Below are 19,590 nucleotides of genomic sequence, written 5' to 3' on the forward strand. Positions count from 1 at the left end.
ACCTCATCGTCGTACGGCTCGGTGGCGGGACGCTGCGTCCACACCCGCGGCGATCAGCAGCACGGACCCGGTCACAGCGTACTTGACCCCCGAGCTGTAGCCCATGAGTCCCATCCCGTTCTGGATCACGGCCACCACCATGCCGCCCAGCACCGCGTCCACCACCCGGCCCCGGCCGCCGAAGAGGCTGGTGCCGCCGATGACGGCGGCGCCCACCGCCAGCAGCAGCACGTTGGAACCGCCGGTGTTGGGGTCGACCGAGTTGCCCCGGGAGGCCGCGATGACGCCCCCGACCGCCGCCAGCGAGGAGCAGATGACGAAGGCCGAGATCCGGATGGCGGGGACGTTGATGCCCGCCCGCCGGGCCGCCTCGGGATTGCCGCCGACCGCGTACAGGTGCAGGCCGTAGGCGGTCCGGCGCAGCACGAACGTCCCCAGCACGACGAGCGCGGCGATGAGCGGCACCACCAGCGGCACGCCCCGGAGGGAGTCGACCAGGACGTTGCGGCTGCGTTCCTCGTTGAGCAGGTACACCGCCACCGTGCCCGGCACCGCGAGGGCGCCGATCCGTACCGCGATCAGCGTGGGCGGGGCGGCCGTGAGCCCGCGGCGCCGGCGGTGGGCGGCCTGCCGCACCTGCACCAGCGCGTACCCGGCGGTGCCCACGGCCAGCAGGACCCAGCCGAGCGCGGGGGAGAGGTTGCCGTTGGCCACCGCCAGGATCACCGGATCGTGGATGGAGATGTTGGTGCCCTCCTTCAGCAGCATCAGCACGATGCCCTGGAAGGCGAGGAACGCCGCGAGGGTGACCACGAAGGAGGGGATCCCCACCCGGGCCACCAGCACCCCCAGCACCAGGCCGATCACCATGCCCGTCACCACGGCCGCGAGGACGGCCCCGTACCAGGGCCAGCCCTGGTCGGTGAGGAGCACCGCCAGCACGGCGGCGCACACCCCGCTGGCGAAACCGGCCGACAGGTCGATCTCGCCGAGGAGGAGGACGAACACCAGCCCCATGGCGATGGCGATGGAGCCCGCCCCCTGGGTGAGGAGGTTGGCGAAGTTCAGATGGGAGAGGAAGACCGGGCGGAGGACCGCGAACACCACGCAGAGCACGACCAGGCCCAGGACGGCGGGCAGGGCGCCCAGCTCCCCGCCGCGCAGCCGGCGGACGTAGCCGTGGGCGGTGTCCCGCAGCCCGGGGGCGGGCGGGCGTCGGGCGGGCCGCGGCTGCGGCCGGTCCCGGTCCGTGGCGGTGGTCATGTGGTGGCTCCGTTGGTGGTGGCGGGGCCCAGATCCCCGCTGCGTCCGGCTGTGATGAGCTCCACGACCTGCGCGTGCGTGACGTCGCCGGTCCTGACCTGCGCGGCCGTCCGGCCCAGGTGCAGGACGGCGATCCGGTCCGAGACCGCGAACACGTCGTTGAGGTTGTGGGAGATGAGGACGACGGTCAGGCCGTTGTCGGCCAGCCGCCGCACCAGTTCCAGGACCTGCGCGGTCTGCGCGACGCCCAGGGCCGCCGTCGGTTCGTCCAGCACCACGAGCTTGCTGTTCCACAGCACCGCCTTGGCGATGGCCACCGTCTGCCGCTGGCCCCCGGAGAGGCTGGAGACGCGCTGGCGCACGGAGGTGACGGTGCGCACGGAGAGCCCGGCGAGGGTCTCCGCCGCCATCTCCTCCATCGTCGCCTCGTCCAGGATCAGCCCGCTGCGCCGCTCCCGGCCGAGGAACATGTTCTGGACGATGTCGAGGTTGTCGCAGAGCGCCAGGTCCTGGTAGACGATCTCGACGCCCAGCGCGGCGGCCTCCCGCGGGCTGTGCACCTGCACCGGCCGGCCCTCGAAGAGATAGTCGCCGGAGTCGAACGGATGGATGCCGCCGATGCACTTGACGAGGGTGGACTTTCCGGCGCCGTTGTCGCCGACGAGCGCGGTGACCTCGCCCGCGTGGGCCCGGAAGCCGACGTCGTGCAGTACCTGCACCGGGCCGAAGCTCTTGTCGACCCCGCGCAGTTCCAGGGTCGGGGTGGCGGTCATGGGGGTGGGCTCCTCGGGGGTGTCGGCCGCGGGCCCCGGCGGGGACGCGCGGGCGCGCCGCGCGGGGCCGGGGCCCGCGGAGGGGCCGGGACGGCGGGCGGGTACTACCGGATCCCGGCCTTCTCGCACAGGGCGGCGTACTTCCCGGTGCACAGCTCGGCCGCGGTCACGTAGCCGTCCTCGACCACGTCCTTGACGTTGTCCTCGAAGACGGCCACCGGGGTCTCCAGCACGGCCGGGACCTCCCGCTTGCCCTCCGGGTCCTCGACGGTGGCGTTGGTCTCGGCCTTCTCCCCCTTGGCCAGGGAGACCGCCAGTTCCGCGGTGGCGTCCGCCTCCTTCTTGACGGCCTTGTAGACCGTCATGCACTGGTCGCCCGCGAGGATGTTCTGCAGCCCCTGCACGGTGGCGTCCTGACCGGTCACCGGGACCTCGCCGTTGCGGTTCTGCTTGCGCAGGATGGCGATGGCGGCGTTGCCCAGGCCGTCGTTGGCCGCGAGCACCCCGTCGATGCCGGGCTCCTTGGTGAGCATCTGCTCGAAGATCGTGCCGGCCTGTGCGTTGTCCCAGTCGGGGACGGACTGGTGGGGGCCCTTCGTGTACTCCCCGGAGGCGTACCGGGGGGCGAGCACCCCGTCGTAGCCCTCCGCGAAGAGCTTGGCGTTGTTGTCGGTGGGGGAGCCGCCCAGTTCGGCGACCACCGGCTTCTCCGCCTTCTTCGCGGCCAGGCACGTCACCAGGCCCTCGCCCTGCAGCCGGCCGACCTCCACGTTGTCGAAGCTGACGTAGTACTGCGCGGAGCCGCCCAGGGTCAGCCGGTCGTAGTCGATCGTGGCCACGCCCTGGGACTTGGCCTTCTCCAGGACCGCCTTGCCGGTGCCGCTGTCCAGGTTGACGATGACCAGCACGCTCACCCCGCTGGTGATCATCTGGTCGGCGATGGTCTGGAACGCCTGCTTGTCCCCCTGGGCGTTCTGGATGTCGTACTCCACCCCCGCCTTCTCGAAGGCCGCGGCGAGGTACGTGCGGTCGGCGGTCTCCCAGCGGTCGGACGATTTGCTGTCCGGGAGGATCACGCCGATCTTCGGTTTCTTCTCTCCCTCATTCCCGGCGGAGCCACCACCCGGGTCGTCACCGCAGGAGGTCAGGGAGGAGGCGAGGAGGGTCGCGGAGGCGAGGGCGAACAGGGGTCCCTTGCGCATGGGCAGGGTCCTTTCTGGGGGTGCGGCGGATCGGTCCGGCCGCACGGGTTCTCCGTGAAGGGGTGTGGGGGAGAGCGCGCTCCGGGCCCGGGTCAGGGGCCCAACTGAATGTTGTGAGCGGGAACTTATGGCCCCGTGATGCGGCGCGCCAGCCCCGGGGAGGCCGAATTTGTTGGGCGCTATAACAATCCAGTGACACCGCACCGAGCGGAACGCGCGGGTCCGGAGTGCCACCCGCCTTCCGGCGGCGCCGGCCGGGGCCGCCCGCCGCCGCTCTTCGCTACGGTGACCGTCATGTTCTCCGACCAGGGCCCCACCCTCCGCGAACTCGCCGTGCAGGGCCTCTCCTCCGTCGAGCGCGGTTACGACCTCCTCGCGCCGAAGTTCGACGCCACGCCGTTCCGCACCCCTGACGCGGTGCTCGACGCGGTGACCGGCGTCCTCGGGCCGCTGGGCCCCTTCACCGCCGGGCTGGACCTGTGCTGCGGCACGGGGGCCGGGCTGGGCGTGCTGCGGTCCCTGTGTTCCGGCCGGGCCGTGGGTGTCGACCGCAGCGCCGGGATGCTCGCCGTCGCCCGCGCCGCGGCCGGGGCCGGCGGGGAGGGCCCGGACGGCGGCGGCAGCGGCGGCTCGGGCGGGACCGGGGGTGACGCCGGGGGCGGCACCGAGGGTGGTCCCGGCCGCCGGAGCGGCCCGGACGGGGCGGCGCGTGGCGGACCGGCGGTGGACCTGGTCCGCGCCGAGGCCCTGCGTCTCCCGTTCACCGGTGCCTTCGACCTGGCCGTCAGCTTCGGGGCGTTCGGCCACTTCCTGCCCGTGGAGCGGCCGACCTTGTTCCGGCAGGTCCACACGGCCCTCGCGCCGGGGGGACTGTTCGCCTTCCCGATCGCCGCCCCGCCCCGTGTCGCCACCCCCGCCTACTGGGCGCTGCTCGGGTTCGACACCGCGATGCGGGTCCGCAACCTGGTGCGGCGCCCCCGTTTCGTCATGTACTACCGGACCTTCCCCCTGGCCGGCGTCACCGAGGACCTGGCCCGGGCGGGCTTCACCGTGGAGACGGCGGCGCTGGAGGAGCTCGGCCGGCGGCCGGACGGCAGTCCCCGCTGCCGTCTGGTACTGGCCCGCCGCGGGACGGGGGAGACGGAGCGGAAGCGCTGATTCCGGAGGGAAGGGTGTGGAACCCGCCCTGACGGGCACCCCGGGCCCGGAAGCGGTGCGCGGGGGGCGGAGTCCCCGTGCCGAGGGCGCGGACGGCGCCCGGGCGCCGCCGGGAGGAGGAGCACCTGTGAAAGCTGTCGTGTACCAGGAGCCGTACCGCGTGACGGTGGAGGATGTCGAGGACCCGCGGATCGAGGATCCGACCGATGTGGTGATCAAGGTGACCACCTCGGCCATCTGCGGTTCCGACCTGCACATGTACGAAGGGCGCACCGGCGCGGAGTCCGGCATCGTCTTCGGCCACGAGAACATGGGCGTCGTCCAGGAGACCGGGCCCGGCGTGGCCCGGGTGCGCGTGGGCGACCGGGTGGTGCTGCCGTTCAACGTGGCCTGCGGCTTCTGCCGCAACTGCCTGGCCGGCAAGACCGGCTTCTGCCTCACCGTCAACGAGGGCTTCGCGGGCGGCGCCTACGGCTATGTGTCCATGGGCCCCTACCGCGGTGGGCAGGCCGAGTACCTGCGGGTGCCGTTCGCCGACTTCAACTGTCTGCGCCTGCCCCCGGGCGACGAGCACGAGGACGACTTCGCCCTGCTCGCCGACATCTTCCCCACCGGTTACCACGCCACGGAGCTGGCCGGGGTCGCGCCCGGCGAGACCGTCGCCGTCTTCGGCGCGGGACCGGTCGGCCTGATGGCGGCCTACTCGGCCCTGCTCCGCGGCGCCTCCCGGGTCTTCGTCGTCGACAAGCAGCCCGACCGGCTCCGTCTCGCCGAGCGCATCGGCGCGGTGCCCGTCGACTTCGGCGAGGGTGACGCCGCCGAGCAGATCAAGGAGCTGACCGGCGGCGAGGGCACCGACAAGGGCATCGACGCCGTCGGCTACCAGGCCACCGTCCGCGAGGGCGAGGAGCAGCCGGCGGTCGTCCTCAACACCCTGGTCGAGGCGGTCCGCGCCACCGGCGCGCTCGGGGTCGTCGGCCTCTACGTCCCCGAGGACCCGGGCGGACCCACCGAGCACGCCCGTAAGGGTGAACTGCTCTTCCGCGCCGGACGGTTCTTCGAGAAGGGCCAGCGCATGGCGACCGGGCAGGCCAACGTGAAGGCGTACAACCGGCAACTGCGGGATCTGATCGTGGCCGGGCGCGCGGAGCCGTCGTTCGTCGTCTCCCACCGGCTCCCGCTCGAGGACGCCCCGGAGGCGTACGAGCGCTTCGACCGCCGGGAGGACGGCTGGACGAAGGTGCTGCTCAAACCGGGTGCGGCGGCCTGAGCCACGCCGCAGGCCCGGTCCGGGCCCGCTCCACCGCTCACCGCCTCACCGCCGGCCGTCCGGCTCCGCCGCCGGGTCCCCATTCGCCGCCGTCGGCCGGTCCGGGCCGTCGCCCCGGACCGGCCGACGGCCGTGCCGGGGCGGTCTCCGGTGAACGGCGCCCGCTCACCGGGGCCCGGTGACGGCCCTCAGCGGCCGTTGACCCGTACGCCCGCCACCAGCGGGCAGGAGCGCACCGCCTCGTCGATCACCGCATCCCGCACGGCCCCGTCCAGGCCGGGCAGCTCCACGGTGACCTCGGCGGCCAGGGAGTAGCGCAGGGGGCCGTCGTGCTCCAGGGAGACCTCGGCCGTCACCCGGCTGCCGCCGGTGTCCGCTCCCCGCAGCCCGGCCGCCAGCTCCAGCGCCTGGTGCATGCAGGTCGCCACCGCGGCCGCGTACAGCTGTTCGGGTGCCCAGCCGTCCCCGTCCGGCGAGCCGCCGGGGGCCGTGGGGTTCGCCACCGGCAGGGTCCGCCCGCCGTCCCCGCCGAGCCGGACCTCCGTCACCCCGGGCCGCGACTCGGCCGCCGTGGTGTAGAGCGCTCGCTCGCCCGCCATCTCCGCTCCTTCCGCCGGATGCTCTCCCCAGTCTCCGGCGACCGGGTGCCCCCGGCGACCGCAGGCGCCCGCCCCGGTTCCCCCGGCCCCGGGACCGGCCCCGTCCGGCGCCGGTCCCGTCACCGCCCAGGTCCCGCCGCGCCGGCCCTCCCGGCCACCGTCCGCCCGGCCGTCCGCGGTGCCGAATTGCCGCGGTACCCCGGGGGCCACAGAGTGGGGGTACGGGACCGGGCGGCCCGGCGGCCCGCGGTCCTGGACAGCCCTCCCGGTACCCCGGGCCGGGCCGCCTTCCCCGGCGGGCCGGGGCCCGTCCCGCCCGGCCGGCCCGTCCCGGAGGTGAGTGACATGCTGGAGTCGGTGGTCGCGGGGGTCGACGGTTCCCCGCAGAGCGTGGCCGCGGCCGGCTGGGCGGCCCGCGAGGCGGTGCGCCGCAGCAGGCCGCTGCGCCTGGTCTGCGCGGAGGAGGGCGCCACGGGGGAGACCGGCACCACCGCGCGTCCGGAGGCCCGGCCGAGCTGGACGCGGCAGCGGCTCGCCGAAGCGGAGGAGGGGATCCGCCACCGCCACCCGGACCTCCCGGTCGACATCCGGCACGAGCCCGGTCCGGCGGTCGACGGCCTCCTCGCCCAGGAGGCCGAGCTGCTGGTGCTCGGCTCGCGCGGGCTCTCCGGGGCCGTCGGCCACCTGCTGGGATCGGTGAGCCTGGCCGTCGCGGGCCGCGCCACGCGGCCGGTGGTCCTCGTCCGGGCCGACCACGACCCCCGGGCGCCCGAGCACGGCACCGTCGTCGTCGGGTTCGACCGCCGGCACCCCGCCGGTGAACCGGCCGAGTTCGCCCTGGAGACCGCCACCGCCCGCGGAGCGCGCGTCAGGGCTCTGCACGCCTGGGACGTCCGGCAGGCGTACGGCCACGCCGCGGCGCCCCCCGGCCCGGAGATCCTGGCGGAGTACGAGGAGCCCGCCCGCCGGTACCTCGCCGCCACGGTCGCCCCCTGGCGGGCCAAGTACCCCGGGGTGGAGATCACCGAGACTCCGGCCCGCGGCAACGCGAGCCAGTGCCTCATCGACGCCGGCGCCGGCGCCGACCTGCTGGTCGTCGGCCACCGGCTCGGCGATCGGGACCGGGCGGCGCCCCTCGGCCACGTCACCCACGCGGTGCTCCACCACGCGCCCTGCCCGGTCGCCGTCGTCCCCGCCTGCTGAGACACGCCGGACGGGCCGGCGGACCGGTCACGCCGGCCTTCTCACCTTCCGTCCGCCCCGGGCCCCGGGCCCGTCCGGTGCCCCCGGTCACGGCGCCACCGGGGCGCCGGGACCGGCCTCTCACCCCCCGGAGCCGGCGGTCCCGTCCTGCCGGCCGCGGAAGCTGCGCACCAGCCAGGAGGAGAAGACACCCACCACCGAGCCGATCAGCCCCACCCCCACGGTCATCAGCACCACCCCGACGACCCGGCCGCGGAAGGTCACCGGCACCAGGTCCCCGTAGCCCGTGGTGGAGAGCGTCGAGCACACCCACCACACCGCGTCCCCGAAGGACCGGATGCTCGCCCCCCGCGCGTCCCGTTCGGCGCTGAGGACCGACAGCGCGCCGACGTAGCCGAGCAGCAGCACGGTCAGGCCGGTGTACGCCATCACCTGCCCCTCCAGGGACAGCGGTTTCCCCACGCGCCGCCGGCCCAGGAAGCGCACCAGGATCAGCGGGCGCAGCACCGGCAGCGCGAGGACCACCGCGTCCAGCCAGTGCCGCCGGACGAAGAGCCACCGGTGGCGGCTGAGGGCGAGCCGCCCCGCGTAGTCGACGGCGAACAACCCCCAGGTGACGTACATCGTCCCGGCCCAGACCCGCTGCCAGTCGGCGGACGCGCCGCGGTCCAGCACCGTGGCCGTGTACGCCGCCAGATACATCAGGGAGGCCGTGATCAGCGGGAACTGGGCGTCCCGCTCCCACCGCTCCACCGCCGGGTCGTCCGTCACCGCCCCAGCATCACGGCCCGGGCCGGGCGCGCCGGACGCCGACACGGGGCGAACGGGCGAAGCGCGGCGGCCCGGAATGCCGGCGGCGGGCGCGGCGGATCCCCGCCCTCCGCTCTTCGCGCAGGGGAGTTGAATCGGCGCCGGGCGGGGCAGACGGTGGTCACCTCAGAGAAAGGGGAGAGTCATGCTGGCCATCGCAGCGGCGGTCCTGTTCTTCATCGCGTTCCTCATCAACGCCGCGGACATCGCGACGAACGACGTCTTCGCGTCCACCAACCTCATGCTCGTGGGCCTGGGTCTGCTGGCCCTGCACGTGGCGGGGATCGGGAACGGCTGGGCGGCCCGCGGCCGCAGACGCTGACCGGCGGGGTGCGGTGACGGCCCGCCGGCTCACACGCCACCGCACCCCGCGCACGCCGCCGTCACATCCGGCTATCCGTCCCCCGTCACGCCGCCCGCGCCGGTGCCCCGTCCCCGGCCGCCCTCTCCGCCGCGGCACCTCATTCCGGCCGCCGCTCCGTACCCGGCGCGGGGGGCCGGGCCCTCTCCGGCCCCGGCGGTCCGAGGAGGCGCGCGTAGAGGGCTCTGGCGTGGTCGGCGTCCGGCGCACCGTGCACCAAGGTGCGCCCGCTGGTGTAGAAGACGACCCGGCAGCCGTCCAGATCGAGTTGGAGGCAGCCCGGCCGGATCCGCAGTGTCCGGTTCGCGGCGTGACGGCGCGCCAGCTCATCCCGGTCGGGCGGGACGGGCGCGGTGATGAGCACGGTGCTCTCCCCGCACAGGGCGCGGGAGGCCACCGGGGGCGGGCCGCCGAGGTACGGCAGCTCGCCCCGCTCACACGCCGGGCAGGGGCGGCGCGGGTCCGGCCGCGGCGGCAGGGGGACCCGGCGCAGCGACGCCGTCCAGGGGTCGGCGTGCACGAGTCCGGTGAGGGTGCGGTAGGGCAGTCTCAGCAGCAGCTTCAGCGCCTCCGTCGCCTGTAGCGCGGCCACCACCGCGGCGGTCGCGGGCAGCAGCCCGTGCGTCCGGCACGTGGTGCGGGCCGCCGCCGGGGAGGGCCGGGGCCACAGGCACCGCAGGCAGGGCGTCACCCGGGGGACGACGGCCAGGACCGTGCCCTCGGTACCGGCGCAGCCGGCGTGCACCAGCGGGGTTCCCGTCACCAACGCCACCTCGTTGAGCAGGAACTTCGTCTCCAGGTTGTCGGCGCCGTCGATGAGGACGTCCGCCCCCGCGGCCAGCCGCAGGGCGTTGTCCGGCGCGTAGTCGGCCACCACGCCGTCGACCCGGCAGCCGCCGTTCAGAGTGCGCAGCCGGGTGGCCGCCGCGTCCGCCTTGAGTTCGGCGCCCGCGGCGTCCTGGTCGGTGTAGAGAGGCTGATGGGGAAGGTTGCGCGGCTCCACCACGTCGCGGTCGACGACCCGGACCCGCCCCACCCCGCCGCGCACCAGATGCGCGGCGACGGCCGAGCCGAGCGCCCCGCAGCCGACGACGACGGCGTACCGGCCGGCCAGCGCGGCGTGGTCGGCTCCGCGCAGCACCGACAGCCGCCGCACCAGGGCGTACCGGCTCTCCGCGGCCGGCTCCGCGCCGCGGCCGGGCGGCGGGGCGGTCCCGTGATCCTCACCCTGGAGGAGGAACGGGGCGCCGCCGCGTTCTCCGGCGCTCCGGGACCGGCCGTCCGGAGCCGGCGGCTCCCCCTCCACCAGGGGGGTGGACGGCGCCGGGACGGGTTCCGCGCCGGGCCGGGGGACGGGGGTGACGGGGTCGGGGGCGGGGACGGGGTCGATGGAGGGCTCCTTTCCGCTCCGCTTGCCTCTCTGCGCCGGAGGTGAGGGGGCCGGGCCGGTCAGGCCCCGAGGAAGAGGTTGCCGGCCACCTCACGGACCTCGCCGAACACCGTCGTCACCCCGATCTCCTGGGTGGTGGGCACCACCTCGTCGAGCGAGTCCAGGCCCTCCAGCCGCAGCCAGACCTCGGGGACCGCCGTCGACCCCAGGGCGGGCGTGAGGACCTGGAGGGAGAGCACCCCGTCGGCCGCCCGCAGCCGGGACAGATGGCGCTCCGCGGGGCCGCGGTGGTCGGTGGCCGACACGACGAGATGAATCGCCCCGTCGGTCCCGGGCCGCTCCTCGCAGTACCGGCCGCTCGCGCCCGGGTAGCCGGAGACCTGCGCCTGCGCCACGGTCCGGTGGGCGAACCACTCCCGCCGGGCCTCCTCCCAGCCGCCCTCGCCGGAGGCGATCGTGCGGTCGATCCGGGAGAGGGTGTCCAGGGAATCGATGTCCACCCGCCAGTGGTACTCGAACTGCCCGCCCAGGGCGAGGGCGTTGAGGAGCAGCAGCGTCCCGTTCACCCCCGGGATCTCCCCCCACAGCCGGGGCCAGGTGCGCACGGCGCGGTGGAGGTAGTCGAGGGCGTCGTCGCCTCGCTGCCTCAGGTTGAACTTCAGCACATAGCTGTACATGCGCTCGCCTCCGTGGCTCGCTGCGTCGGGTGGCACCGGACGAGGGAAGGGGCGGCCGCGCGCCGTGCCGTTCCGTACGGCGGGCGCGGGGGCGGATCCATCTGTCCGGCTCCGGGGCCGGGCATCCGGTGACGCGCGGTCGGCCCTCGGTCAACTCCCGCGCGGGATCACGCCCGTATCGTTGGGGAGTCCCGGGAGACGGTCAATGACTTCGTCCGGGAATTAGCCCGTTCGGCCGCATCGTCCCCGGAGCGGCCCCGGACGGGCCGTTCCGCCCCGGCCCCCGGGTGCCGCCCTCACCGCGCGGTCACCTTTCCGGTGAACGTCACCCCGCGGGAGCCGGCCACCCTCGCGGACCCCGCCCCGGGGAACGGCCGGCACGCCGCCGCGCGGGGAGATCAGGCGAGCACGGAGCCGAGATGCCGGTACTCCCCGGCCGTGGGCGGCAGGTCGACGATCAGATCGGTGACACCGAGACCCGCGCAGTCACGCAGCCAGGCCCGCGCCCGGGCCGGGGAACCGACCAGCTTCGGGGCGTCGATCCCGCGCGCCGGCGCCCCGTACCACAGCACCTCGTCGTGCGTCTCGGCCTCACGGGCAAGGGCGTAACCGGTGGTGTGCTCGCTGGAGACGACCTGGGAGGCGAACAGGCGCCCGGCGATCTCCTGGCGGCGATCGGGAGGATGGAGACGAGCCGCCGCCCGCCACGCCCACTCCTCGCTCTCCCGGATCACCAGCCCGACCAGTATCGCGACCCGCCCCACCCCCTGTTCGGCCCGTACTCGGGCGATGTCCCCGGCCAGCGCCGCCCGCGGACGGGCCATCAGCACCACGCAGTCCGCGGGCACCGCCCCGGGGGTCGTGGACAGGGGGGTGAACACCAGGGAACGGCGCGCACCGTGCCCCGCCCGCCGGTCGAGTGCCGCGCGCACCTCGGTCGCGAACTCCGCCAGCCGCCGCCGCGCCGCGGGCCGGTCCTCCAGATCGGCGGCCGGACGCGAGGGTCGGGTCGCCCCGGCGACGAGGTTCAGATGGACCGGGCGCCCGAAGCGGTACCCGAGGTCGGCCGTCCGCCGCGCGACCGACTCGGCGCTCTCCTGGTGCGGCCGGACCGCCACCACGGGCTCGGCCCGGGGCGACGTGGCCAGGACGTCGAACGCCGCCAGCCAGGGATCCATCGCCACCGGGAAGTCGTAGACGAACGCCCCGGTGAGCCCGGCGCGTCCGGCTTCGCCGAGATGGTCGGCGAGCCGGTCCAGATAAGCCCGGACCGGAAGCCCGCGGCCGAGCCCGAAACGTTCCGCGTGCGGGGGGATGATGAAGTTCAGCGAGGTCCACTGCGGTGTCGCCACGGTCCGTGCGCTCCTTCTCCGCCGGGCGGCGGCCCACGGCCGGTCCGGCCCCGGGGCGGGGTGCCGCGTCCTGGAGCGGGTACCCGGCCGGGACCCGCCCGCCGCCCCGGCCCAACCCCGGTCGCGGCAGCCGCGCATCCTGCCCCACCCGCGGTCCGCGGACAACACTTCCGCCGCTCCTGCCGCCTCCTTCGCACCCATGCCACCCCCGAATACCCCCGCGCCCCCCGGGAGCCCCTCTCCGCCGGGCGCGCCGAGCCGCCGCGTCATGCCAGGGCCTTACGCCGGCACCCCTGGGCGCCACCCTCCACTGCACCTCCCGGGACGGGGGCACCCTCCGCACCAACGGCTTCGCACGGTCGTGGCCCGGCCCCGGCCCACGGGCGCCCGCCCCGCGCGTCCCCGTACCGCGGCCGGGGCTCGTCCGGCTCGTTCCGGCCCGTTCCGGCGCCCGGCCCCACGGCGGGACGCACCCCGGCTCGCACATCTGACCAGCCGCTCACCACCGGCATCCCACCCGGCCGGCCCGGGTAGCATCCGGTCCGCCCCGGTCGGCCGTCCGCCCCGCCCCACCCACCGCACCGGGAGTGATGTCATGCCGATCCAGCAGCAGGCCGCCTCCTTCACGATGGTCCACTTCCCTCCGGGCCGGTTCACCATCGGCAGCCGCGCCCACACCCCCCGGGAACGGCCCGCGCACCCGGTCGAGCTCGGCGCCTACGCCCTGGCCGACCGCTGCGTGAGCGCCGGTGACTACCACCGCTTCCTCCGCGCGGCCCCGGCCGACGTGAGCCACACCCTCATCGACTGCGTCGACCCGTGCTTCCTCGTCCACCGGGCCGGGGGGTTCCTCCTCCGCCCGGGCTGCCGTGACTACCCCATGATCCAGATCAGCTTCTGGGGCGCCGCCGCGTACTGCAACTGGCTCTCCCACGAGGCAGGGCTGCGCCCGGTGTACGACCTCCGCACCCGCACCGCCGACCCCGCCCACGGCGGCTACCGGCTGCCCACCGAGGCCGAGTGGGAGGCCGCCTGCCGCCGGGGGGCGCCCGCCCCGGCCCGGTGCAACTCCGCGGACGCCGGGGCGGCCCTCCGCGCGCTCCGCGCCGGCCGGGCCCGCGCCGGTGCCTTCCTCCCCGGGCAGCCCGCGCCCGTGCCGGTGACCGCATCCGCCCCCGACCGCTCGGGCCTCCACCACATGCTGGGCAACGTCCGCGAGTGGTGCCACGACCGCTACGGTCCCTACCGTCCCGCGCCGGGCGGCGGCCCACGGCGCGACCCCACCGGGCCGGCCGCCGGCTTCTTCCGGGTGGTGCGGGGCGGCTCCTTCGTCGACCCCGTGGCGGCGTGCGCCGCCCCGCGGCGGATGGCGGCGCACGAGGACACCCGCTGCGAGGTCTACGGATTCCGGGTGGCCCGCTCCCGATGACCCCCACGACCCCACCCCCGCGACGGCCCCCACGGCCGGACCGGACCGCGCGGCCGGCACCGGCGCCATCGGCCCACGGCTCCCTCCCCGCCTTCGCCGGGATCCCCCCGGGCACCCTGCCGGGCTCTCCGCCCGCGGCCGCGCCCGCCCGCACCGAAGGCTTCCGGCTCGCCACCACCCCCACCACCGTCGGCCAGTACTGGTACTACCTGCTCGACCAGGGACTCCACCGGGCCCCCGCCCCCCGCCTCCACGCCTTCCCGGCCGGCGGGGGAACCGGGTTGCGCACCGAACCGTCCGGCGCCGTCGTGCCCGACGCCGACCTGTCCGGCCTCCCCGTCACCGGTGTCACCTGGTACGGCGCCCGCGCCTACTGCGCCTGGCTGGGCCGCCGGACCGACGCCGTCTGCCGGCTGCCCTCCGCCGCCGAATGGCACTACGCGGCAGCGGGCCCGGAGAACCGGCGCTGGGCCCTGGGCGACACCTTCGACCGCGCCCTCTACGCCCCGCCCCGGACGAGCCCCCGCCCCACCGCCGGAGTCCCGCCCAACCCGTACGGCCTGCGGGGGATGACGGGCGACGTCTTCGAGTGGTGCGCCGACCCGCGGCCCGGCGATCCCTGCGGCCCCGGCGGCTCCCGGGCGCTGAAGGGCGGCGCCTACACCGTCCGGAATCCCGAGAGTTTCGAGAACGCCACTGTGTTCACGGCCGATGCCCTGAGCTGCCTCCCCTACATCGGCTTCCGCGTCCTCGCCGTCACGCCGCCCGCACCGCGCCCCGCGCCACCGTGAGGACCGATCCGTGCCGCCCGAACGACCCGCGCGGGGGCAGGCGTTCACCCGGCGGGGCCGGCCGGTTCCGTGCGGAAGATCTGCCCGGTGAGCTCCCGGGCGATCACCAGATGGGCGTCGGGCGGCAGTTCCTCCGGGGCGGTCCCCGGCCAGAAGCACTCGGCGTAGCCCTCGCGGTGGAGATAGTGCGCGGGGGAGTGGGAGACGGCACCGGCCGCGGCGAAGAGTTCGTAGTGGCGTACGGCGGTGGGGAGCCGGCGGGGCGCGCGAACCTCGGTGATCCGCCCGGGAGGCGCCTTCAGCACGGCCATCGCGGCCGTCCCGGACGGCTCCGGCGGGACGGGCAGCTCCCCGATCCGGTGGAGGTAGGAACGGATGTGCCACGCGCCGGGGGAGATCCCCAGCGCCAGCTCGACGAGGTCACAGATGCCGTCACCCGCGGTGCGCGCCCCCACCTCGACCACGGACGGCGGCCCGCCGCGACCGACCTTGATCTCCACATGCGCCATGCCGTGGTCGAGCCCGATCGCCGCACAGGCGCGCAGGGCGAGATCCCGCACGTCCGCGCGGCCGGAGAAGACGCTGGGCACGCGGTGGCCCAGCTCGGCGAAGTGCGGCCGCGGCCCGAGGGACTTGTCGGCGACGCCGAGCACCACCCGCCGCCCCAGATGGTTGAGCACCTCCACCGACACCTCGTGCTCCAGCGGGCAGAACTCCTCCACCTGGACCCGGTGGTTGCGGACGGTGAAGACGGCGCTGTGCTCCTCGATGACCCGCCGGACGGCGGCGTAGGCGGCGGGGACCTCCGCCCGGTCCGAGATCAGCCGCACCCCGAGACTCCCGCCGAATCCGGCCGGCTTGACGACACAGGGCAGCCCGAACTCCTCACAGGCGGCGGCCGCCTCGTCCGGGCCGGTGACACGGCGGTGGCGCGGGGTGGCGACGCCCGCGGCCAGCAGCCGGTCCTTCATCCGGTCCTTGTTGACCGAGGAGTCCTCCACCGCCTCCCGGCTCAGATAGGGCAGGCCCCAGCGCCGGGCCACGGCCCAGCCGGGCAGCAGTCCCGGATCGAAGAAGGGAACCACCCCGGCCGGGACCATACCCGTCTCCCGCCGGAATTCCTCCGTGGCGCGGACAGCTGAATCCGGGTCGCTGAAATCGCCGATCAGTACGTGGTCGAAGAATTTCGCCGCCGGCGTGCCGACCCGGCGGGCGATGGTGGCCACCGGGCCGTCGAACTCCCGTACCGCCGCCACCAGAGCCCTTTCCCGCATGGCCGTGGCAGCGCCGAACACCAGTAGGTATCCGGCGTTTGCGGAATGCGCTGTCGACGTCATGGCCGCATACTAGGATGCGACCCCGCCGGATTTCCCCCATTCTCCGCCCCCTCTTTTTCTTTCTGATTTTCCGCTTTCTCGATTTCCCGATTTCTTGCTTTCCTGATTTGTTTCCACGCTCCGTGGAAGCCCGGGGAGGAGCCCGATCGTCATGGCACAGGATTTCTTCACCGACCCGCTCGGCGGTCTCGCCCCGCACCGGTGGGACGCGCTGGCCGGCGGCCGCTTCTACTCCACCGCCTTCTGGCTGCGGCTGTGCGCCCTGGAGCCGGGCGCGGTCTCCGGCGCGGTCCACACCGAACTGCCCGGCGGCGGCCGCGCGGCCGTGCCCGTCGCCGCCACCGACGGGCTGCCCAACCCCCATCTGCGCTGGGACCACCTGCTGGCCGCACGCGGACTGCCGAGCCCGCCGGCCGGCGGTGTCCTGGTCGGGCAGCGCCGCGGCTACCTCACCCACCTGCTGGCCACACCGGGCGCCGACCGCGTGCAGGCGGCCGGCGCCCTGCTGGAGGCGGTGCGCTCGCTCACCGGCACCGGGCCGTCCCGCGTCGCCCTGTACCTCACCACACCGGACGTCCTCGCCCTGCGGGAGGCGGGCGTACGGAGCGCGCCGGTGGCGATCGCCGTCGACGCCTGGATCGACGTACCCGACGGAGGATGGCCCGCCTGGCTGGAATCGCTCGGTTCACGCCACCGCCTGCGCAGGGTCCGCCACGAGGCACAGGTGTTCCAGGAGGCCGGCTACCTGATCGAACACCGCACCCTCCGTGAGGTGTACGCCGACGTCGGACGGCTGGCGGCGGCCACCGAACGCCGCCACGGCATCGCGGCCGACCCCGTGGCCTACACCGAGGCGTTCCGCCGCCACGCCGAACTCGCGGGCGACCGGGCCGAGGTCCTGCTGTGCCGGACCGGCGACGGGCCGCCGGTGGGCTGCTGCCTCTTCGTCCGCCACGACGGAACCGTCCACCTGCGCGCCGTGGGCTTCGACTACCCCCGGCTGCGCGGCGCCGCCGAGTACTTCAACCTCGCCTACCACCTCCCCCTCCGGCTGCCCGGGGTGCGCCGGCTGCACGCGGGGATCTCCACGGCCCACGGCAAGGCGCTGCGCGGGGCGCGGCTGCGGCCGCTGTGGCTGCTCGACCTCTCCGCCCCCAGCCCGCTGGAAGGGCACGACCGGGAGGTCCTCGCCCACAACGCCGGCTTCCTCGACGCCCTGACCGAGGGGTCCCCGCCGGTGGCCGCCGCTCTGCGGGCCGGTGACTGGACGCCGTTCCTGCCGGGCGGTGGCCCCCGGCGCGCGCCGGACGGCCCCGAGCTGCCACCGTCCCCTCCGCCCCCGACGGCCGCCGGCCGGCCGGGGCCGAGCCGCGTGGGCGGCTGAGATGTTCACGGTGCCCGCGCTGGTGGACGAGGCGGCGCGGAGGTTCGGGGAGAAGGAGGCGGTCGCCGACGGCGAGGTGGTCCTCGGGTTCGCGGAGCTGCGCACGGCGGCGCTCGCCGCGGCCGCCAGGCTCCGGGCGGCGGGCGTGGGGCGCGGGGACCGCGTCGGCGTGTGCACGGCCAAGTCCGCCGACCAGGTCGCGGCCATCCTCGGCGTGCTGTACGCGGACGCCGTGCTCGTCCCCCTGCTGCCGGGGCTGAGAGCGGTGAACATCGCGCACGTGGTGACCGACGCCGGGCTGCGGCTGGCCGTCACCGACCCGGTACGCGCCGCCGAACTCCGCGAGGCCGCCCCCGGCCTGCCGCTCCTGGACGCCACCGGCTGGGCCCGGCCCCACGGGCCCGACGGGGCGCGCGCCCGGCCGGAACCGCCGCGCCGCGCGGTGAGCGAGGACCTGGCGGCCGTCATCTACTCCTCCGGATCGACGGGCCGCCCCAAGGGCATCATGGTCACCCACCGCAACCTCTGGCACGGCGCGCACATCACCGCCCGCTACCTGGGCACCTCCGCGGACGACCGCATCGGCTGTGTCCTGTCGCTCAACTTCGACTACGGGCTCAACCAGCTCTGGCAGGCGCTGCTGACCGGAGCACGGCTGTGCCTGCACGAACTGGTCTTCCCGCCGGACCTGTTCACCTTCCTGGCCCGGGAGCGGATCACCGTCCTGCCGGTCATGCCCGTGATCGTCAGCCGGATGTTCGATCCACGGCTGCTGCGCCGCGCACCGGACGCGGACCTGTCGGCCGTCCGCTCCGTCACCAGCTCCGGCGGCCCGGTCCCCGCCGAAATGATCACCCGCCTCACCACGGCGTTCCCCCGCGCCCGCGTCACCTTGATGTACGGGCTGACCGAGGCGTTCCGCTCCACCTACCTCGAACCGGATCAGCTCACCGCGCGCCCCGGCTCCATCGGGCGGGCGGTTCCCGACGTCGAGATCCTGGTGCTCGACGAGGCGGGGCGGGAGGTGGCGCCGGGGGAGCGGGGCGAGCTGGTCCACCGCGGCGGATGCGTGGCCAAGGGGTACTGGAACGCGCCCGGGGCCACCGCCGAACGGTTCCGGGAGCTGCCCCGGTTCCCGGGGGAGCGGGTGGTCTTCAGCGGCGATCTCGTCACCCGCGACGCCGACGGCTACCTGTACTTCGTCGGCCGCCGGGACGCCCTGATCAAGACACACGGGTTCCGCGTGAGCCCGACCGAGGTGGAGGAGGCCGCCGCGGGCTTCCCGGGGGTGACGCAGTGCGTGGCACTGGGGGTGGAGAACCCGGAGGTCGGCGCCGACATCGCGCTCGTCTACACCGCCTCCCGCGCGTTCGGCGAACCGTCCTTCCGCGCCTTCCTGCGGCGGGAGCTGCCCTCCCACATGGTTCCCCGTCACCTGCTGCGCCAGGACGACCTGCCGGTGACCGGGAACCAGGGCAAGATCGACCGCCGGGCGGTCACCGAAACGGCCCGCCGTCTGCTCCGTGACGCCCCGGCGGTGCCACCCCGCCCGCGCCACCCCTGAGTGCCCTCTCGCGGGGACGCCGCGGGACGCACGACGGAAGGCCGCGGGACGACCACGGCCGTGGCCCGGGAATCCGCGTCCCCGCCGGTGGGCCGCGCCACCACGCCTCCACCGCGTGGCCGTCCCCGTCCGTGGTCTCCCGGAGGCGGAGGCACCGCGCCCGTTGCTCTGTTGGGGTGAACCGGCGGCCGTTCGGGGTGCGGCCGGCGGCGGAGTACCTAGCCTCGGTTGAGGTATCCGCCGGGAGCGGCTTGTGGCGTCAGCCGCTGTCCGCGGGCGCCGATCGTTGCCGGTGGGAACAGTGTCCGGGGGTGCCGCGTGACCGGTGGGGGTGTGAAGGGCGGCGAGGCGCCGCGACTGCTGCGGGACATCCTCGGCGAGTTCCTGCGGTGCCCACCGGAGGGCTGGGCGGCGGTTCCCCTGCCGGACGCGGGCCTGGACTCGATGACCGCGGTGGAAGTGGTTCTGGCGATCGAAGGCACCTTCGGGGTGCCCTTTCCGGAGGAGGCCCTGGTGCGGGAGACCTTTGCCTCGTACACGGCTCTGGAAGCCGTGGTGGTGTCGATGGCGGAGCCGTCATGACGGCCCCGGCCCGTCGCGCGCAGGAACCGACGCGGGCGTCACCTGCGGAGTGTTCCGCCGGGCCGGGGAGCGGCGCCCTGCCGGAGCTGGAGGAACTCGCCGCCCCGCTGCTCGGCGGCCCGGAGCGGATCGCGGCGCTCGCCCGGACCCCCCTCGGCCGGCTGCCGGCGGGGGATTTCGCGGTACTGGCCTGGCTGGACGACCTCCAGGCATGCCACGGACTGGACGCGGAGACCGAGGCCGGACTGCTCGCCGAGTGGGCGACGCTCTCCCTCCGGGACGTTCATGCCCTGCTCCGGTCGGCCGCGGAGCGGAAGGGGTTCTCCTGACCCGGCCGCCGGCCGCGGTGCCGCGCGGGACGGCCGCCCCGCGCAGGCCGGGGCACCGGCGGCTCACGGCCCGTCGAGCGTGCCTCGCGGGAAAGGGCTGCTCCCGGCGGGCCGGC

The 19,590-nt window shown here is 75.3% G+C and carries 19 protein-coding genes; 10 read left to right on the forward strand and 9 right to left on the reverse strand.

Annotated elements, in window-relative coordinates; all coding sequences use genetic code 11:
* Positions 1-3: 3 nt before the first annotated feature.
* The 3 genes from HCK00_RS07595 to HCK00_RS07605 form a co-directional block, all read right to left on the reverse strand.
* Positions 4-1,263, reverse strand: coding sequence for a sugar ABC transporter permease (locus tag HCK00_RS07595; protein WP_168100996.1), 1,260 nt, complete (start codon positions 1,261-1,263; stop codon positions 4-6).
* Positions 1,260-2,036 carry an ATP-binding cassette domain-containing protein gene (locus HCK00_RS07600; RefSeq protein WP_168100997.1) on the reverse strand — a complete coding sequence of 259 codons (777 nt, stop codon included), beginning with the start codon at positions 2,034-2,036 and terminating at the stop codon, positions 1,260-1,262. The genes HCK00_RS07595 and HCK00_RS07600 overlap by 4 nt, the downstream gene beginning before the upstream one ends.
* 104 nt (positions 2,037-2,140) lie before the next feature.
* The gene (locus tag HCK00_RS07605) at positions 2,141-3,238 is read right to left on the reverse strand and encodes a sugar ABC transporter substrate-binding protein (RefSeq protein ID WP_168100998.1); all 1,098 of its coding nucleotides are present in this window, start codon (positions 3,236-3,238) and stop codon (positions 2,141-2,143) included.
* 294 nt (positions 3,239-3,532) lie between these two features.
* Here HCK00_RS07605 and HCK00_RS07610 point away from each other — a divergent pair, with 294 nt between their 5' ends.
* Positions 3,533-4,396: a class I SAM-dependent methyltransferase gene (locus HCK00_RS07610; protein WP_168100999.1), complete on the forward strand. Its 864-nt coding sequence runs from the start codon at positions 3,533-3,535 to the stop codon at positions 4,394-4,396.
* A gap of 127 nt (positions 4,397-4,523) precedes the next feature.
* A complete protein-coding gene (locus HCK00_RS07615) occupies positions 4,524-5,666 on the forward strand; it encodes a glutathione-independent formaldehyde dehydrogenase (protein WP_168101000.1) in 1,143 nt (380 codons plus the stop codon).
* Positions 5,667-5,854: 188 nt separating this feature from the next.
* Here the strand turns inward: HCK00_RS07615 and HCK00_RS07620 are convergent, their stop codons facing one another.
* A complete protein-coding gene (locus tag HCK00_RS07620) occupies positions 5,855-6,265 on the reverse strand; it encodes an OsmC family protein (protein ID WP_168101001.1) in 411 nt (136 codons plus the stop codon).
* 345 nt (positions 6,266-6,610) lie between these two features.
* On the opposite strand from HCK00_RS07620, the gene HCK00_RS07625 reads away from it, so the two are divergent.
* Positions 6,611-7,468, forward strand: coding sequence for a universal stress protein (locus tag HCK00_RS07625; RefSeq protein WP_168101002.1), 858 nt, complete (start codon positions 6,611-6,613; stop codon positions 7,466-7,468).
* 120 nt (positions 7,469-7,588) lie between these two features.
* Here the strand turns inward: HCK00_RS07625 and HCK00_RS07630 are convergent, their stop codons facing one another.
* A complete protein-coding gene (locus tag HCK00_RS07630; protein ID WP_311765191.1) occupies positions 7,589-8,239 on the reverse strand; it encodes a potassium channel family protein in 651 nt (216 codons plus the stop codon).
* 184 nt (positions 8,240-8,423) lie between these two features.
* Here HCK00_RS07630 and HCK00_RS07635 point away from each other — a divergent pair, with 184 nt between their 5' ends.
* Positions 8,424-8,600 (forward strand): hypothetical protein, encoded by a 177-nt coding sequence (locus HCK00_RS07635; RefSeq protein WP_168101003.1) that lies wholly within the window; start codon positions 8,424-8,426, stop codon positions 8,598-8,600.
* A gap of 139 nt (positions 8,601-8,739) precedes the next feature.
* On the opposite strand, the gene HCK00_RS07640 is transcribed toward HCK00_RS07635, so the two are convergent.
* The 3 genes from HCK00_RS07640 to HCK00_RS07650 form a co-directional block, all read right to left on the reverse strand.
* Complete coding sequence (locus HCK00_RS07640) at positions 8,740-9,945, reverse strand: ThiF family adenylyltransferase (RefSeq protein WP_168101004.1); 1,206 nt, start codon at positions 9,943-9,945, stop codon at positions 8,740-8,742.
* A 143-nt stretch (positions 9,946-10,088) separates the two neighbouring features.
* Positions 10,089-10,706 carry a hypothetical protein gene (locus HCK00_RS07645; protein WP_168101005.1) on the reverse strand — a complete coding sequence of 206 codons (618 nt, stop codon included), beginning with the start codon at positions 10,704-10,706 and terminating at the stop codon, positions 10,089-10,091.
* A gap of 398 nt (positions 10,707-11,104) precedes the next feature.
* Entirely contained in the window at positions 11,105-12,058 is a 954-nt protein-coding gene (locus tag HCK00_RS07650; RefSeq protein WP_168101006.1) for an LLM class oxidoreductase, read from the reverse strand.
* A 595-nt stretch (positions 12,059-12,653) separates the two neighbouring features.
* On the opposite strand from HCK00_RS07650, the gene HCK00_RS07655 reads away from it, so the two are divergent.
* Both HCK00_RS07655 and HCK00_RS07660 read left to right on the forward strand, forming a co-directional pair.
* On the forward strand, positions 12,654-13,487 hold the full coding sequence (locus tag HCK00_RS07655; RefSeq protein ID WP_168101007.1) for a formylglycine-generating enzyme family protein: 834 nt from the start codon (positions 12,654-12,656) through the stop codon (positions 13,485-13,487).
* The gene (locus HCK00_RS07660; protein ID WP_168101008.1) at positions 13,484-14,278 is read left to right on the forward strand and encodes a formylglycine-generating enzyme family protein; all 795 of its coding nucleotides are present in this window, start codon (positions 13,484-13,486) and stop codon (positions 14,276-14,278) included. Before HCK00_RS07655 ends, HCK00_RS07660 begins: the two co-directional genes overlap by 4 nt.
* A 44-nt stretch (positions 14,279-14,322) precedes the next feature.
* On the opposite strand, the gene HCK00_RS07665 is transcribed toward HCK00_RS07660, so the two are convergent.
* Positions 14,323-15,615 carry an ATP-grasp domain-containing protein gene (locus tag HCK00_RS07665; protein WP_168101009.1) on the reverse strand — a complete coding sequence of 431 codons (1,293 nt, stop codon included), beginning with the start codon at positions 15,613-15,615 and terminating at the stop codon, positions 14,323-14,325.
* 151 nt (positions 15,616-15,766) lie between these two features.
* Here HCK00_RS07665 and HCK00_RS07670 point away from each other — a divergent pair, with 151 nt between their 5' ends.
* The 4 genes from HCK00_RS07670 to HCK00_RS07685 all read left to right on the forward strand — a co-directional run bounded on the left by HCK00_RS07670 (position 15,767) and on the right by HCK00_RS07685 (position 19,474).
* Positions 15,767-16,999, forward strand: coding sequence for a GNAT family N-acetyltransferase (locus HCK00_RS07670; protein ID WP_206320033.1), 1,233 nt, complete (start codon positions 15,767-15,769; stop codon positions 16,997-16,999).
* A 1-nt stretch (position 17,000) separates the two neighbouring features.
* On the forward strand, positions 17,001-18,563 hold the full coding sequence (locus HCK00_RS07675; RefSeq protein WP_168101010.1) for an AMP-binding protein: 1,563 nt from the start codon (positions 17,001-17,003) through the stop codon (positions 18,561-18,563).
* A gap of 318 nt (positions 18,564-18,881) precedes the next feature.
* Positions 18,882-19,145, forward strand: coding sequence for a phosphopantetheine-binding protein (locus tag HCK00_RS07680; protein WP_168101011.1), 264 nt, complete (start codon positions 18,882-18,884; stop codon positions 19,143-19,145).
* On the forward strand, positions 19,142-19,474 hold the full coding sequence (locus HCK00_RS07685) for a hypothetical protein (RefSeq protein WP_168101012.1): 333 nt from the start codon (positions 19,142-19,144) through the stop codon (positions 19,472-19,474). The genes HCK00_RS07680 and HCK00_RS07685 overlap by 4 nt, the downstream gene beginning before the upstream one ends.
* Positions 19,475-19,590 lie beyond the last annotated feature (116 nt).

Origin of the sequence: Streptomyces zingiberis (assembly GCF_012034935.1) — a bacterium.
GTDB lineage: Bacteria > Actinomycetota > Actinomycetes > Streptomycetales > Streptomycetaceae > Streptomyces > Streptomyces zingiberis.